Annotated in this window: 14 protein-coding genes; 1 reads left to right on the top strand and 13 read right to left on the bottom strand. The window is 69.9% G+C overall.

Annotated elements, in window-relative coordinates; translation table 11 throughout:
• The first annotated feature begins 66 nt into the window (after positions 1 to 66).
• Positions 67 to 969, top strand: a complete 903-nt coding sequence (locus ACSQ14_RS23380; RefSeq protein ID WP_436017035.1) for a sugar phosphate isomerase/epimerase family protein — start codon at positions 67 to 69, stop codon at positions 967 to 969.
• 6 nt (positions 970 to 975) lie between these two features.
• Here the strand turns inward: ACSQ14_RS23380 and ACSQ14_RS23375 are convergent, their stop codons facing one another.
• The 13 genes from ACSQ14_RS23375 to ACSQ14_RS23315 all read right to left on the bottom strand — a co-directional run bounded on the left by ACSQ14_RS23375 (position 976) and on the right by ACSQ14_RS23315 (position 14,914).
• Positions 976 to 1,833, bottom strand: coding sequence for a sugar phosphate isomerase/epimerase family protein (locus ACSQ14_RS23375; RefSeq protein WP_436017033.1), 858 nt, complete (start codon positions 1,831 to 1,833; stop codon positions 976 to 978).
• 4 nt (positions 1,834 to 1,837) lie between these two features.
• A complete protein-coding gene (locus tag ACSQ14_RS23370) occupies positions 1,838 to 3,124 on the bottom strand; it encodes an MFS transporter (RefSeq protein WP_436017031.1) in 1,287 nt (428 codons plus the stop codon).
• A gap of 26 nt (positions 3,125 to 3,150) precedes the next feature.
• On the bottom strand, positions 3,151 to 4,203 hold the full coding sequence (locus tag ACSQ14_RS23365) for a sugar phosphate isomerase/epimerase family protein (protein ID WP_436017029.1): 1,053 nt from the start codon (positions 4,201 to 4,203) through the stop codon (positions 3,151 to 3,153).
• A gap of 17 nt (positions 4,204 to 4,220) precedes the next feature.
• A complete protein-coding gene (locus ACSQ14_RS23360; protein WP_436017027.1) occupies positions 4,221 to 5,372 on the bottom strand; it encodes a Gfo/Idh/MocA family protein in 1,152 nt (383 codons plus the stop codon).
• A 59-nt stretch (positions 5,373 to 5,431) separates the two neighbouring features.
• Positions 5,432 to 5,812: a c-type cytochrome gene (locus ACSQ14_RS23355; protein WP_436017025.1), complete on the bottom strand. Its 381-nt coding sequence runs from the start codon at positions 5,810 to 5,812 to the stop codon at positions 5,432 to 5,434.
• A gap of 141 nt (positions 5,813 to 5,953) precedes the next feature.
• Entirely contained in the window at positions 5,954 to 6,709 is a 756-nt protein-coding gene (locus ACSQ14_RS23350) for a 3-keto-disaccharide hydrolase (protein WP_436017023.1), read from the bottom strand.
• A 125-nt stretch (positions 6,710 to 6,834) separates the two neighbouring features.
• Positions 6,835 to 7,584, bottom strand: a complete 750-nt coding sequence (locus ACSQ14_RS23345) for an alpha/beta fold hydrolase (protein ID WP_436017021.1) — start codon at positions 7,582 to 7,584, stop codon at positions 6,835 to 6,837.
• 10 nt (positions 7,585 to 7,594) lie between these two features.
• Positions 7,595 to 9,091, bottom strand: a complete 1,497-nt coding sequence (locus tag ACSQ14_RS23340) for an acyl-CoA reductase (protein WP_436017019.1) — start codon at positions 9,089 to 9,091, stop codon at positions 7,595 to 7,597.
• Positions 9,091 to 10,479 carry a hypothetical protein gene (locus tag ACSQ14_RS23335; RefSeq protein WP_436017017.1) on the bottom strand — a complete coding sequence of 463 codons (1,389 nt, stop codon included), beginning with the start codon at positions 10,477 to 10,479 and terminating at the stop codon, positions 9,091 to 9,093. The genes ACSQ14_RS23340 and ACSQ14_RS23335 overlap by 1 nt, the downstream gene beginning before the upstream one ends.
• A 112-nt stretch (positions 10,480 to 10,591) precedes the next feature.
• The gene (locus ACSQ14_RS23330) at positions 10,592 to 11,359 is read right to left on the bottom strand and encodes an SDR family NAD(P)-dependent oxidoreductase (RefSeq protein WP_436017015.1); all 768 of its coding nucleotides are present in this window, start codon (positions 11,357 to 11,359) and stop codon (positions 10,592 to 10,594) included.
• Between the two features lie 102 nt (positions 11,360 to 11,461).
• Complete coding sequence (locus ACSQ14_RS23325) at positions 11,462 to 12,247, bottom strand: DeoR/GlpR family DNA-binding transcription regulator (RefSeq protein WP_436017013.1); 786 nt, start codon at positions 12,245 to 12,247, stop codon at positions 11,462 to 11,464.
• A gap of 106 nt (positions 12,248 to 12,353) precedes the next feature.
• Positions 12,354 to 13,499 (bottom strand): FMN-dependent L-lactate dehydrogenase LldD, encoded by a 1,146-nt coding sequence (lldD, locus tag ACSQ14_RS23320; RefSeq protein ID WP_436017011.1) that lies wholly within the window; start codon positions 13,497 to 13,499, stop codon positions 12,354 to 12,356.
• On the bottom strand, positions 13,496 to 14,914 hold the full coding sequence (locus tag ACSQ14_RS23315; RefSeq protein ID WP_436017009.1) for an FGGY-family carbohydrate kinase: 1,419 nt from the start codon (positions 14,912 to 14,914) through the stop codon (positions 13,496 to 13,498). The genes lldD and ACSQ14_RS23315 overlap by 4 nt, the downstream gene beginning before the upstream one ends.
• Positions 14,915 to 14,992 lie beyond the last annotated feature (78 nt).

The following is a 14,992-nucleotide window of genomic DNA, read 5'->3' as shown; positions in this document are numbered from 1 at the left end:
GCGATGCCGCAGGAGTTCAGCCGCCGTTCGTTGCTGGCCACGATGGCCGCAGGAGGAGCCTTCGCCATGGTTCAGGGACCAAGCGCCACCGCGGCCAGCCAGCCGTTCTTCAAACGCGTCGGCGTGCCCGTGGGCTTGCAGACCTACACCCTCGGCGACGAGCCCAGCCGCGACCTCGAGGCGACCTTCGACCGGATCGCCGCCATCGGCTATCGCGACCTCGAGCTTCCGAACCTCTATGGCCGCAAGCCCGCGGAGGTTCGCCAGGCCGCGGACCGGGCCGGCCTGAAGATCAGCAGCCTGCATCTCCCGGCCGCGCGCGGGCCGGGCGCGGGTCTGATGATGACCAGCCCGCCGTCCGAAATCGCCGACAGCCTCGGTGCGCTCGGCGCGCGCCGGGCGGTCATGCCGATCATGCTGTTCCCGGAGAACTTCAGGCCCCAGGCGGGCGAGACCTTCCAGGCCGCGATCGGCCGCTCGGTCGCCGCGGCGGGCGAAGACCTCTGGAAGCGCACCGCGGCGATGTTGAACGAGCGCGGCGGCGCCCTCAAGCCGCTCGGCGTGCAGGTCGGCTACCACAACCACAACGTCGAGTTCGCGCCGATCGGCGACACCAACGGCTGGGAGATCCTCGTCAAGGAGACCGACCCGGCCCTCGTCAGCTTCGAGGTCGACACCGGCTGGGTGGCGACGGCGGGCCTGGATCCGGTCGCCTTCCTCAAGCAGCACAGCGGCCGGGTCGCTCAGTTGCACGTCAAGGACGTCGCCGCGACGAACACCGTCAACTACGCGCTGTCGATGCAGCCGGCGGAAGTCGGCTCGGGCAAGCTGGACTGGGCTCGCATCCTGCCCGCCGCTTACGCCTCCGGCGTCCGCCACTTCTACGTCGAGCAGGAACCGCCGTTCGCCATCCCGCGGATGGAGTCGATCACCCGCTCCTACGGCTATCTCTCAAAGCTCAAGGCCTGACGCAGGTCAGGCCTGGCCCCAGCTCTCGCGGATGTAGCTCAGGCCTTCGATGTAGACCTCCTCGGGACTGGCGAAGAAGTCGCGCCACACGCGGGTCGCCGCGGCCAGTTCCGGGACGCCGCGGCTGAAGGCCTCGATGGTCAGCCAGCCGCCGTACCCCAGCCCCTTGAGCGCCGAGATCGTCTCGCGGATCTTCGCGTGGCCGCGCCCTGGCGTGCCCCGGTCGTTCTCGGAGATGTGCACGTGGGTCAGCGCCCCGGACGCGTGCAGGGCGCGGAGCGCGGCCACCGGATCCCGCTCTTCGATGTTGGCGTGGAAGGTGTCGTAGAGAATGCCGAAGCCGGGCTGGTCCACCCGCGCGGCGTAGGCGATCGCCTGCTCGCAGGTGTTCAGCAGATGCGCCTCGAAGCGGTTCAGCGGCTCCAGCGCCCCGGTCAGCCCGGCTTGGCGGGCGAGCGGCGCGATCGTCCGGTGCACTTCGGCGCAATGCTCCAGCTCGACCTCGCTGGGCTTCTCGCCGGTGAACACGCCCAAAGGCTGAAACCACGGCCCGGCCAGGACCGTGCCCCCCAGCGCGGCGGAGCAGTCGATGACCCGCCGCAGATGGTCGACGGCGGCTTGCCGGTTCGCGGCGTCCGGCGAAATCGGACTGTGGCCCGCGTCCGGGATGATGGCGACGACCGTACGCTCCAGCCCGAGGTCGTCCAGCACGCCGCTCAGCCAGCGGTAGTGCGCCGGGTCCGAGACGTCGAACACCGGGACCTCGACGCCGTCATAGCCGGCCGCCTTCAGCGCCTTGAGGACCGCGACGTGCTCCTGCGTCACGTGGCCGGTCCACAAGAGCATGTTGATGCCGATCTTCATGGCCTCAGACCTTCCGCTTGCGCTCGGCGAGCCAGACCGCGCCGAAGATGAAGAACAGGACGACCGGCACCAGGGCGATGACCTGGAACGACTGCTTGGCGGCGTAGGCCAGCACCTGCTGCAGTTCCGGTCCCGCCTGCAGCGCCGCGAAGGCGGCGTCGCCGCCGGCCTTCTCCAGCTTGGCCGTGTCGTAGATCTTGCCGATCTGCGGCAGCACGAAATAGATCGCCATCGCGCCGGCGAAGCCGACGATGCCGATGCTCCAGGGCCCGCCGCGCGGATAGCGGCGGGCGACCGCGGCCAGCATCGTCGGCCACATGAAGCAGACGCCGAACGCCCAGAGCGTCGCTGCGGCGATCGCCGCGAGCGGCGAGGCGGCGAAGCTCAGCAGATAGAGCCCGATCGCCGCCGGGACGGTGCACAGGCACAGCAGCCCCATGTCGGAGACGCGGTGCTCCAGGGCGCCGGCGAAGTGGCGCATGACGAACATGATCGCCGAGACGTAGATCAGCACGACGATGCCGGGCATGCCGACGGTCTGCGTCAGCGCCACGTCCACCCACGATCCCGGGGCGAGCTCGGCCGAGGCGGTGAGGAACATGATCGCCGGGAAGATCCAGAAGCTCGGCCGCTTGAACGGCTCGGCCAGCATCTCCGTGAACGGGACGCCCAGGACGGTGCTTTCGGTCTTCGGGAACCGCTGGGTCAGCGCCCAGAGCCCGAACAGCGCGCCAGGAATCGGGATCAGCGCGATCAGCGCCTGCCAACCTAGGTTCAGCTGCTGGAAGAACAGCAGACTGGCGAGGCCGCCGAGCACGATGCCGGCCGGCCACCAGGCGTGAAGGATGTTCAGCTCCTTCGTCTTCTGGTCCGGATACAGGGCGGCGGTGACCGGATTGATCGAGGCTTCGGTCGCGCCCCAGGCGAAGCCGGAGATCACCATGCCGACGGTGAGCATGCCGTAGACCGCGTCGATGCCGCCCATCTGCGGCGACAGCAGGATCAGCGCCGGTCCGACGATGTAGCAGGCCGAGGCGAACAGGATGACGCGCTTGGCGCCGAACACATCGAGCAGCGGCGAGATGACCAGCAGGCTGAGCGCAAAGCCGAGGAACGAGTTGCCCAGGGCGGCGGCGATCATCTCGCCCGAATGCTGCGGTACCGCCGGGTCGAGCAGCGCCGCCTTGATCGCGCCTGAAGCCCCCGTGCGGATCGAGAAGGACAGCGCGGCGGTGAACAGCGCGAGCACGCAGATCCAGAAGATCGCCTTGCGATTGTAGTGCGGCTCCATTGTCCCCCCTTGTCGATTATCGTTGTTCAGGCGTCGCCGAGGCCGAGCACGTCGTCGATCAGCGCCTTGTCGGCGCCGGTGCCGGCAAAGTCGTCGAAGGCGCGCTCGGCCCGGCGGATCATGTGGCGGGCGATGAACGGCGCGCCTTCCGCGGCGCCCTGCTCCGGATGCTTGAGACAGCATTCCCACTCGAGCACCGCCCAGCCGTCGTAGCCGTACTGGGTCAGCTTGGAGAAGATCGCGCCGAAATCGATCTGGCCGTCGCCCAGCGACCGGAAGCGCCCCGGCCGATCGACCCAGTTCGAATAGGATCCGTAGACGCCGGCGCGGCCGTTCGGGCGGAACTCGGCGTCCTTGACGTGAAACGCCTTGATGCGCGCGTGGTAGATGTCGATGAACGCCAGATAGTCGAGCTGCTGCAGCACGAAGTGCGACGGGTCGTAGAGGATGTTGGCGCGCGGGTGGCCGCCGACCGCCTCCAGGAAGCGCTCGAACGTCACGCCGTCGTGCAGGTCCTCGCCCGGATGCAGCTCGTAGCAGGCGTTGACGCCGTTCTCGTCGAAGACGTCGAGGATCGGCTTCCAGCGCCGGCCGAGCTCGGCGAAGCCTTCCTCGACCAGGCCGGCGGGGCGCTGCGGCCAGGGATAGACCATGTGCCACATCAAGGCGCCGGAGAAGGTGGCGTGGCTGGTCACCCCGAACCGGCGGCTGGCGCGGGCGGCCAGCTTCAGCTGCTCCACCGCCCATGCCTGCCGCGCGGTGGGATTGCCGTGCAGCTGCGGCGGCGCGAAGCCGTCGAACTGCCGGTCATAGGCGGGATGCGAGGCGACCAGCTGGCCCTGCAGGTGGGTCGACAGCTCGGTGACCTCGACGCCGTTGGCGGCGCAGACGCCCTTGATCTCGTCGACGTAGTCCTGGCTGTCCGCCGCCTTGGCGAGGTCGATGAGCCTCGCGTCCCAGGTCGGGATCTGCACGCCTTTGTAGCCGAAGCCGGCGGCCCATTTGGTGATCGCGTCCAGCGAGTTGAACGGCGCCTCGTCGCCGGCGAACTGCGCGAGGAAGATGGCGGGACCCTTCATGTCGGTGCTCGCTTCGCTCAGGAGATGGAGGAGAGGTCGACCCAGGCCGCGCCGCGGCTGCTGGAGTCGAGGCAGGCGCGGATGAACTTCATGCCGGCGAGCGCGTCGTCCATGGTCGCGTAACCGGGCTCGTCGCCTTCCGCGGCGACGCCGCGGAGCGTGCGGCCGAAGGCGGCGTAGATGTTGGCGAAGGCTTCCAGATAGCCTTCCGGATGGCCGCCCGGCGTGCGCTGGATGCCCAGGATGTCGCCGGGGAGATAGGCGCGGTTGGCGCCGGCGTTCCAGACCTCGGTCGGCCGGTCGCGCCGTCCCACCGTCAAGGTGTTCGGCTCCTCCTGCCGCCAGTGCAGGCCGGCCTCGTCGCAATAGACCGAGATGGCCAGATCGTTGGCGTCGCCGACGCAGACCTGGCTGGCCGTCAGGGTGCCGCGCCCGCCGCCGGCCAGCCGGAACAGCGCCGCGCCGTCGTCGTCGATCCTGCGGCCTGGCAAGGCGGTCAGCTCCGCGCAGATCGCGGCGATGCGCTGGCCGGTGATGAATTCGACCAGGTTCGCCGCATGGGTGCCGATGTCGCCGAAGGCCCCGGCGTCGCCGGACCGCGCCGGATCGACCCGCCATTCAGCCTGCTTGTTGCCGGCGATGTCGGAGGCGCGCGACAGCCAGTCCTGGGTGTACTTGACCATCACCCGGCGCACCGCGCCGAACTCGCCGCTCGCGACCATCCGGCGGGCCTGCTTGACCAGCGGATAGCCGGTGTAGGTGTGGGTGACGGCGATCCGCCGGCCGGTGCGCGCGGCGGCCTCGGCGATGGCCTTCGCGTTCGCCAGGGAATCCGCCAACGGCTTGTCGATGATGACGTCGAAGCCCGCCTCCAGCGCGGCGATCGCCGGCGCGGCATGCGCGTGGTTCGGCGTGACGATCGCGACCGCCTCGATCCGTTCAGCCTCGGGCAGGGCCCGCTCGCGCTCGAGCAGCTCCTGCCAGGACCCGTAGCTGCGGTCGGCCGGGAGGCCGATGTCGGCGGCCGACGCCTTGGCCTTCTCCGGCGTCGAGGAGAGCGCGCCGGCGACCAGCCGCCAGTTGCCGGCGATCGCCGCGGCGGTGCGGTGGACGCCGCCGATGAAGGCGCCCTGCCCGCCGCCGATCATCCCGTACCGGATGGGATCCATGCTGCTGTCCTTCAGTAGGCTCACGAGGGGCGGCCGCGGCTGCGCCGTTGCGCCGGAGATCAGCGGGCCGCGCTGAGATAGTCGATGACCGCGGCGCGCTGCGCCGGGTCCGGCAGCGAGATGACCATCCGCGTCCCGGGGACCATCTTCGTCGGTCCGCTCAGGAACTTGTCGAGGTTCGGCTTGCTCCAGATCACGCCGGAGGCCTTCAGCGCCGGCGAGTACTTGAACTCGGTGGACGCCGCCTTCCGGCCGACGACTCCGGTCAGACTGGGCCCGAGGGTGGAGGGGCGCGCCTGGCCGACCGCGTGGCAGGACTGGCACCGCTGACGGAAGATGGTCGCGCCGTCGGGGGCCGTCGGAGCGGCAACCGCCGCATCAAGGCCAGCGAAAGACATGACGACGCCGACGACGGCGGCAAGCACCCGAGTGAAGCTCACTCCACACTCCAAGCTGACGTTCCCTCTCTCGCGCCGCCGATTTCTCAATTCCGAACCTTAAGCGCGATAATCGCACGATAGAGTCTATTTAGGTCGGGTTCTACCGAATTCGTTCGCCGTCGGGGTCGCGTGCGGCCGCCATCAGGGCGTCTCGCGAACCCAGATATTGCGGAAGCTGATCGGTGGGCTCGGGTCTCGGTGCGCCTGCAGCTTGATCGGCGCGCTCGCGTACGGGCGATACCTCGGCGTGCCGATGAACACCGTCTCGCCCTTGAGGACCGCGTCGTTCTGGATGAGCACGCCGTTGAAGAATGCGGTGACCCGCGCCGGCGATATCAGGTCGCCGTCGGCGGCGAACACCGGCGCGGTCCAGACGATGTCGTAGCTCTGCCACTCACCCGGCGGACGGGCCGGGTTCGCCAGCGGCGGATGCTGCTTGTAGACCGCCCCGGCCTGGCCGTCGGCGTAGGTCCGGTTGCGATAGGAATCGAGGATCTGCAGCTCATAGCCGGCGTCGCCGGGACCGGTCGACGCCAGGAACACGCCCGAATTCCCGCGCGCCTGGCCGGAGCCCGTCACGTTAGCGGGCACCCGCCATTCGAGATGCAGCTGATAGTTCCGAAACCGCCGCCGGGTCTCGATGTTGCCCGCCGCCTTGTTCACCGTCGCCACGCCGTCGGCGACGGTCCAGTCGGCCAGGCCGCCGCCGCGGCTGGCGACCCACTGGTCGAGGTTGCGGCCATCGAACAGCACGATGGCGTCGGAGGGCGGCGCCCCGGCCGCGGCGGCCGGCGTCACGACCGGCGGCGGAGCAGACGCGCCCGCGCTTCCCGCCCCCTGCATCAGCACCGCCGCCGAAGCGGCGCCGACCGCCAGGGTGGCGACGGCGGCGGCCACGGCGCCTCTGCGGCCAGAGAGCAGATGCCTGAACCGAGCCACTTTCGCCCTCCGATCATCTCGAGGCCCTCCGCAGGCCAAGGTTCGCCCGCTCCGGCCTCAACGCACGCAGGACCCGGTCCGGCTCAGACGAGCCGCAGCAGCATCTCCGCGGACGCCTCCGGCTCGGTGATCATCAGGTCGTGGCCGGTGTCGATTTCCCAGACCCGGTCGCCGGAGAAATAGCGATCGATCGTCCCCGGCTCGCGCACGCGCAGGGTGGAGGTGCAGTTGACGATCGTTCTCGGCAGCGCATCGACAGCGGCGGCGTTGCGGAGCCGAAGCGGCTCCTCGAAGGTGCGCAAAGGCTGGGGCGTCAGCCGCGGCTCCATCCACGCCCACGCCGCCGGATCGCTGACGCCATAGAGGGCCTGGGTGATCGCCCCCGGCCACAGCACCAGCGGGACGCCGTCGACGACGCGCGTGTCGGCGTGCGCGAACTTCCGCAGGCCGGGCGAGGTGTCGGCGAGACTTTCACCGTCGCGGGGAATGGCCGCGTCGAAATAGACCATCTGGGCGATCCGTTCGAGCGCGCGGTCGGCGACGCCGGTGATGACCAGGCCGCCGTAGCTGTGCCCGACGAGAATGACGTCCGTCAGATCCTCGTAGACCAGGAGATTGACCACATCGGCGATGTGGGTCTCCAGCCCGACCTCAGGGGTGAGCAGGTGCGCGCGCTCACCAAGACCGGTCAGCGTCGGCGTGTGCACATCACAACCCGCCGCCCGCAGCCGCCCGGCCACGCGTGACCAGCACCAGCCGCCATGTCCACCTCCGTGGACCAGGACGAACGTCGCCCTGGCGGCTGGACTCGCTGTCCCTGCCTCCTCGGTCACAACACGCCGCCTACTCCGCGGCCACGTCGATCGAGGCGATGTCGCGCGCGGCGTACGTCGCCGGCGGCCGATGGTCGATCACCCAGCGGACGTTGCGGCGCATCGGCTCGATGCCGTCGTGCGGCATGCCCGGCGGCAGCTTGTGCATGTCGCCGAAGATCTGCATCGCATCGCCGCCGGCCAGCGGCACCATCCGCTGCACGCCGGACAGCGAGAAGGCGTCGAGCAGCCGGTCGCGCGCGGCTTCCGGATAGACGCCGACCGTCTGGGTGGTGTCGTCGCACCACTTCACCACGTCGAGCAGGTTCGGCATCGGCACCAGGTTGACGACCCGGTTGTTGAGCTTGTCGAAGAAATCCACCCGGTCGGAGAACTTCGAGACGACGAAGCCGCCGGTCACCGTGTCGCCCTCGACGTGGTAGAAGTCGTCGTCCAGCGCGACGGCCTCCATCTCCGCCTCGAGCTCCTTGTTCGGCGCCGCGGCCGGGGTCGAGATCGCCTCGGGCAGCGTCGGATAGGCGGCGACGATCTTGCGGCCGAGCTCGATCACCCGCTCCAGCGACGCCTCGTCCGTCTCGCTCTCGACGTAGACGATCCGCGTGTTGGCGCAGGCGGTCTGGTTGTAGAAGCCGGAGATCACCGCGAGGCCGGAGGCCGCCTCCTGCATCGCCGCGTCGCTCTCCAGCGTCTCCTTGCCGATCAACGACATCGAGTACTTCGGATTGAGCGCGGTCAGGTCGATCCCCGGCGAGAGGAACTTCTGGATGTGCTTGACCGAGCTCATCCCGCCCCAGGCGGTGATCTTGTCGATCCGCGAGGTGCGGACGATCTGGCCTTCCATGAACTCGTCGCCGCCCTTCCAGTAGGCGACGGCGATGTGCCGGGTCACCGGATGGCTGGCGTCCAGCTCGATCATGGTCCGGGCGATGGCGTTGGCGGTCAGCGGATCGTTGGACGGCGACTTGATTAGGCAGTCCGACTTGGTCAGCGCCGCCCGCACGATGGTCAGCGCCGCCACCACCGGCACGTTGCCGGCGGTGATGTGCAGCTGCCGGGTGCCGACCGCGCGGACCCGGACGTTCTGGTAGGGCGCCTTCGCCGGCGCCCAACCGTCGAGGTAGTCGATGCCGATGGTCGCATCGACCAGCTCGGTCAGGCTTTTGCGGTCGAACATGTGCGGCAGGCCGTCATAGACCCCGCGCAGGATCGGCTCGGCCAGGCCGCCGGCCTGCAGCGCCAGCGCGAAGGACTGCTGCAGATAGGCGTTGTCTTCCAGCTGCAGGCGCTCGCCGACCGCCGCCAGGAAGTCGATGATCTCCGCCATCCTGGTGTTGTTGAGATCGGCCAGCAGCGCCGTGTTGCCCAGCACCAGATCATGGATGTGCTTGTGCGGATCGGGCGAGCGGAAGGTCGCCCCGCCGCGGCCCTTGAACTCTACCACGTCGTCGCCCTCGGGCAGGATCAGGCGGCCGCGCGAGACGATGGGGATGTCGATAACGTCGTGCATCAGGCTTCTCCCTGCACGAATTCCATGAACTCGTTGTAGGCCGCTTGCGAGCCGGCGCAGGTGATCTTGTCGTCGCCGCCCTCGCTCTCGGCGAAGCGGCGGATGGTCTTTTCGGCCCGAGGACCTTTCCAGCCGCAGTCGCAGTCATCCTCCCAGTGCATGGTGACCTCGTCGCCGGAGACGAAGCCGCCCCAGTAGGAGGTCGGGATCGGGTCGACGAGCACCAGCCGGCCCTTCTGCACGCCTTCGCGCGGCAGCGCCTTGCCCTCGGCGTCCATCAACAGCGGCACGGTGTAGGGCGGGAAGTGGAAGTAACCGCATTTGCACAGTGGCGCGTTGCCGATGCACTCGGAGAAGCCGTACTGGTTGCCGAGCGTCTCGACGCCGAAGAAGTACTTCACCTGGTCTTCCCAGTCGGCGGGCGCGTCCTTGTAGCCCTTCATGCCGCCGCCGCCCTGCAGGATCGAGCCCGGCGCGAACTCGCAGCGCATGCCCTTGTCGAGGCCCGCCCTGGCCACCCGATAGAGGTCGGCGAAGGTGCCGCCGACCTTCACCCGCTGGCCGCGGAACTGGTCGATCAGCTTGCCGAACCAGACCTCCATGTCCTGGTCGCGGCGCCGGCCCTGCTCGAGCATGGTCCGGCGCTGGTCGAGCAACGCCGGATCCAGCCCCAGGCTGGCCACCTCGCCCTTGTCCTCGGCCGTCTGCAGGCGGCCGGACAGCGCCATCAGGTCGGCCGGAATGTGGGTGTCGTAGAGGGTGTGGTAGTGCTCCGGCCCGCCGGCCATCTCGACGTTGAACAGGCTCATCATCTTGAGCATCGTCTGATAGCCGCCGCGGTAGCCGGGGAAGAAGGTCTCCAACTTGGTGGTGTGCGGATCGACGCCGCTGGAGGCGCGGTTGACGCTGAAGAAGTGCGCCCGCCAGGCGCCGAACTCGTCGTAGGAGCGCGGCACGAAGCTGAGCTTGCCGGTGGTGCCGCTCGAGTAGGTCACCAGCATGCCGAAGGCTTCCAGCCGGGCGAGCCACTGCTCGATGGTCGTCAGGCCGGTGAGGTCGACCTTGCTCAGGTCGTGCGCCGTCAGCTTCCCCAGCCAGCTGGTGAGCTTGGCGAAGTCGCGGTTCTCGATGATCTGGATCGGATAGTTCTTCAGCACCCGATGGTCGAAGCAGACCGGGAGCACGTCCTCTAATCTGTCGATGCGTTCGACGCCCTGGCGGTCGGCGAGCTTCTTCAGCGCCGGGATGCGGTCGCGCAGGCGGGCGAAGTTGATGCGCACCGCCTCGAGCTGCAGCTTCTCGCGCTCCTCGCGCGGGATCGCGTAGAGGTCCTCGAAGCGGCGGTAGGTCCAGGCGCCGGGATTGTCCGGCAGCAACGAAATCGCCATGGCGCTCTCCTAATTCGGACCGAGCGGTACGCCCCGCGGCGCTGCCGGAGAACGTGCGAATCCGGACTTGGAGCGATAGGCAAAGCCAATAGCGGCCGACCTGATGGTCGCCTCAGAAGAGCGTCACGCCGGTCAGTTCGGCGAGTTTGGCCACGAGTTGCTCGTGGAAGGCCGGCGCCGTCACGTCGGGCGCGGGCGTCTCCTGCCGGCCATGATGCCAGTATCCGCCGCTGACCATCGCGGCGGGCTCGCCGCTCACCGCCAGCCAGGCCTGGGTCCGCTGTCCCGTCTCGATGTCGACCGGGGCCCTGGGGCCGCCCATCCTGGTGCGCACCCAGCCGGGATCGACCGCGTTGCTGAGTACCTCCGGCCAGCGGCGGGCGACGGCGACGGCGAGCGCGGCGACATAGAGCTTACTGTCGGCATAGGCCTGCCCCGCATCCCACGGCCGTTCGAGCCAGTCGACGTCGCGGAGCGAGCCCTCCCCGCCGCGATGCAGCCCGCTGCTGAGGTAAATCAGCCGTCCGGGCCGCTCCATCAGCGCTGTCAGCAGAAAGGGCGCGAGGATGTTGACCGCCAAGGTCGTCGCGTGGCCCTCGGGCGTGGCGCCGCGGCTCGGCTGAAGGTAGGTGCCAGCGTTATGGATCACCCCGTCCATCCGCCCGAGCCCGTTCAGCTGGTCGGCGATCCCGCGGGTCTCCGTCGCGCTGCTGAGATCACCGATCACGACACCGCCCGACTGCGCGCCCAGGTCCGCGATCGCCGAGGCGCGCGCCTGCGAGCGGGCGTGCAGAATAACCTCGTGGCCCTCCTCCATCAGGGTCCGCGCCGCCGCCAGGCCCAGCCCGTCCGTACTGCCGGTGATGAAGACGCGCGCCATGACGTTCCTTTCGGCTCTTGAAGGCCGCCGGTCGCACGGCCCTCACCCAGAACGCTTGAACGCGCGGCGGCGCACTCCCGCCTTGCGCCGCAGCCTATCCGGTCAGGCGATGATCAGCTTGACGTCGGCGGCCGCCAGCATCTCGCGTCCGGCGTCGGAGATGCCGGGGTCGGTGACGACGACGTCGATCTCGTCAAGGTCGCAGACCAGATGGCCGGACGGGCCGCTGAATTTCGAACTGTCGACCAGGACGATGATCTCGTCGGCCCGTTCGATCAGCCGGCGCTCGGCGGCGACCAGCACCACGTCGGCCTGCATGATGCCCTGTGGCCCGATCGCGGCGGCGCCCATGAACAGCCGCGGCGCGTGGAAGCGGGGCATGCTGTCCTCGCCGGCCGCCGACAGGATGATGTTCTGCTCCCGGAACACCGTGCCGGAGGGCACCAGGATGCGGGTGCCGGTCTGGGGCAACAGGGCGCTGACGATGTGCAGCGAGTTGGTCAGCACCTGAAGATTGAGGCCGGCGAGGTGCGGGCACATCTGCAGGGTCGTCGAGCCGCCGTCGATCATCACGGCCTCGCCGTGCCGGCACAGCTCGGCCGCGGCCCGGCCGATGGCGGCCTTCTCATGCGGGTGTCGGCTGATGTTCTCGTGGAAGGGAACGCCGCTCAGGTGGCCCTGGGCCGGCCCGCCGGACCGCTCGTCCTCGCCCGGCATCCGTGCGCCGCCGCGGACACGCTGCAGCCGCCCTTCCTGTTCGAGCCGGTCGAGGTCGCGGCGGATGGTGGCCGGCGACGCGTCGAGCCGGGCGTCGAGCTCCTGAAACGAGACGAACCCGCGGCTTTGCATCATCTCGAAGATCAGCCGCTCGCGCTCGTTCGCGTGCATGGAAGCTCCTTAGGCCAAGGCGATGCAAACACTGCCCGAAGCTTTCGCATACAACCAGAAGCGATCATCGGCCAAGCTGAAGCTGCGGCGTTCCGATCAGCTCGCGTCAGCCGGCGACCAGGGCGTCGCGGTCGATCTCGGCGATGCGCCGCGCCCCAGTCAGGGCCATGGCGACCCGCATCTCGGCCTCGACCAGCTTCAGCATGTGGGTCACCCCGGCCTGGCCGCCGCCGGCCAGCGCATAGGCCCAGGCGCGCCCGAGCAACACGCCCTTGGCCCCCAGCGCCAGCATCCGCACCACGTCGAGCCCGGAGCGCACGCCGCCGTCCGCCAGCACGGTGATCTGCTCGCCGACCGCGTCGGCGATCGGCGGCAGCGCCCGGGTGGTCGAGGGAACGCCGTCGAGCTGGCGTCCGCCATGGTTGGAGACCATCAGGCCGTCGGCCCCGAGCTTCACCGCCGCCCGGGCGTCCTCGACGTCGAGCACGCCTTTCAGGATCAGCGGGCCGGTCCACTCGTCGCGCAGGAATTCCAGGTCCCTCCAGCTGATCGACGGGTCGAAGTTGTCGCGCATCCAGGCGAAGAAGTCGTCGAGCCCGGACTTGGCGCCCAGAACCGGGGCGACGTTGCCCAGGCTATGCGGACGTCCGTGCAGGCCAACGTCCCAGGCCCAGCCGGGCCGGATCGCCGCCTGCCCGAACCGCCGCAGCGCGCCGCCTAGCCCCGGCGCGCCGGCCAGGCCCGAACGGACGTCGCGGTAGCGCGAGCCCGGCACCGGCATGTCGACGGTGAACACCAGCGCCGAGCAGCCGAGGTCGCGGGCCTGGGCCAGCAGCTCGCGCATGAAGCCGCGGTCGCGGATCATGTAGAGCTGAAACCAGAACGGCTGGGTCGTCCCGCGCGCCACCTCGTCCAGCGGACAGGCGGAGACGGTCGAGAGACAGAACGGAATCCCCGCCGCCTCGGCGGCGCGGGCGGCCTGCACCTCGCCGCGGCGGGCGTTCATCCCGGCCAGGCCGATCGGGGCCAGCGCCACCGGCAGGGCCTGTTTGTGGCCGAACAGCTCCGTGGAGAGATCCAGGCTGGAGACGTCGCGCAGCACCCGCTGGCGCAGCGCGATCCGCTCCAGGTCGGCGACGTTTCGCCGGAGCGTGACCTCCGCGTAGGAGCCGCCGTCGATGTATTCGAACAGGAAGCGCGGCAGGCGCCGGCGCGCCAGTTCGCGGTAGTCGAGCGCCGAAGCCGCCTTCATCGCGCCGGCTCCGCGGCGTCGACATCGCGCCGCCACTGGTCGCGATAGGCCTTGAGGGAGAGGTCCAGCGGCTGGACCCGGACCAGCGCGCTGGCCGGCCGCAACGCCGGGTTCAGCAGCCGCAGCGCGCCGTAGGAGACGTCGTTCTCGACCGGCGACAGATAGATCCGGTCGGCGGGCCGAAGGCTCGCCAGGGCGCGGACGAACACCTCGGCCTGGGCGAAGCGCCCTTCGATCAGGATCCGCAGCCGGGCGCCGATCAGCGCCAGCGCGGCGTCGGTCATCAGCGCCGCATAGAGCGCGATCGCCGCGCGCCGCGCCGTCGGATCGGCCGGCTCGGCGATCCAGCCGCCGCGCTGGTCGGGGAATGGGCCGACGCCGGGCGCGAAGGTCGGCAGCACCCGCGCGCCGCTCCGCACGACCTCGCCGACCGCGGCGACCAGGGCCCGCTGGTCGGTGGCCGCGTCGATCCGCCCGGCGTCGCCGGTCAGCAGCTCGATCTCGCGCCCGCCCATAAACCGCGCGCTGGGAACCGGCGCGCCGAAGGCGTCGATGTTGACCAAGCAGTCGCGGCCTTCCGGGAGCCCGGCAAGGTTCGCCTCGCCCGCGTCGGCCGGCGTGCGCATGGCGACGAACCAGGTCCCGGTCGACAGCACCGTCGCTTCGTTGCCGGCGATCTCGGGGAAGCCGCGCGCCGCCAGCAGGGCGGCGTTGGAGTCGTGCAGGCCGCAGTAGATCTTCACGGCGGCCGGCAAGCCCGTGCGGGCCGCCCACGCCGGGCTGATCACCCCCAAGACGTCGCCGGCGCGGGCCAGCGGCGCGAGGCGCTCGGCCCAGCCGCGGCGGCGGGCCAGCTGCGACGGCGCGCCCGCGCTCGGCCGCCAGAGGTCGCTGTGGCAGCCCAGGCTGGTCAGCTCGCTGGCCGCCACGCCGGACAGCCGCCAGGCCCAGTACTGCGGCCAGGGCAGGATCTGCGCACCGTCCGCCAGCAGGCCGGGCTGCAGCCGCTCCAGATAGTGCAGCTGCGCGCCGAGGTTCAGGCCGAGCGGCAGGGCCGGCGAGCCAGTCTCGGCGAAGGCGTCGCGCTCGGCGTCGTAGGCCGCGCGGTCGGCCTCGGGGATCGCCTCTTCGTAGTCCAGCGGCGGCGCGGCCAGCTCCCCGGCGCGGACGACGGCCGCAGCGGCGCCGTGCGCCACCGGCACGATCGCGCCGACCCGGCCCCGGGTCGCGAAGTCGCTGAGAGTGGCGGCGATCCAGGCCTCGATCGCGACGGCGTCGAGCGCGGCATAGCCGCCGGCCTGGACCTTCTGGTTGGCGCGGTCGGCGCGTGCGACGCGCTCGCCCGCCGGCGTCCAGAGGCTCAACTTCGCCAGCGTCTTGCCGACATCGAGCACCGCAATCAGGTCGTCCGCCACGTCGCCTCCCGGCCGAATTTGATCATTGATTATCGAAGTTGATTGATTGACGCCAGACCCAGGGCTACAGTCCGCGCA

This window comes from Phenylobacterium sp. LjRoot219 (genome assembly GCF_964252995.1).
Taxonomy (GTDB): Bacteria; Pseudomonadota; Alphaproteobacteria; order Caulobacterales; family Caulobacteraceae; genus Phenylobacterium.
The sequence above is the reverse complement of the archived record's forward strand: the minus strand, read 5'-3'. Positions and strand labels throughout refer to the sequence as shown.

What these genes read in the sequence shown, in the direction of transcription:
- ACSQ14_RS23380 (WP_436017035.1), top strand. Translation starts at nt 67, where the DNA reads ATGGTTCAGGGACCAAGCGCCACCGCGGCCAGCCAGCCGTTCTTCAAA.
- ACSQ14_RS23375 (WP_436017033.1), bottom strand. Translation starts at nt 1,833, where the DNA reads ATGAAGATCGGCATCAACATGCTCTTGTGGACCGGCCACGTGACGCAG.
- ACSQ14_RS23370 (WP_436017031.1), bottom strand. Translation starts at nt 3,124, where the DNA reads ATGGAGCCGCACTACAATCGCAAGGCGATCTTCTGGATCTGCGTGCTC.
- ACSQ14_RS23365 (WP_436017029.1), bottom strand. Translation starts at nt 4,203, where the DNA reads ATGAAGGGTCCCGCCATCTTCCTCGCGCAGTTCGCCGGCGACGAGGCG.
- ACSQ14_RS23360 (WP_436017027.1), bottom strand. Translation starts at nt 5,372, where the DNA reads ATGGATCCCATCCGGTACGGGATGATCGGCGGCGGGCAGGGCGCCTTC.
- ACSQ14_RS23340 (WP_436017019.1), bottom strand. Translation starts at nt 9,091, where the DNA reads ATGCACGACGTTATCGACATCCCCATCGTCTCGCGCGGCCGCCTGATC.
- ACSQ14_RS23335 (WP_436017017.1), bottom strand. Translation starts at nt 10,479, where the DNA reads ATGGCGATTTCGTTGCTGCCGGACAATCCCGGCGCCTGGACCTACCGC.
- ACSQ14_RS23330 (WP_436017015.1), bottom strand. Translation starts at nt 11,359, where the DNA reads ATGGCGCGCGTCTTCATCACCGGCAGTACGGACGGGCTGGGCCTGGCG.
- ACSQ14_RS23325 (WP_436017013.1), bottom strand. Translation starts at nt 12,247, where the DNA reads ATGCACGCGAACGAGCGCGAGCGGCTGATCTTCGAGATGATGCAAAGC.
- lldD (WP_436017011.1), bottom strand. Translation starts at nt 13,499, where the DNA reads ATGAAGGCGGCTTCGGCGCTCGACTACCGCGAACTGGCGCGCCGGCGC.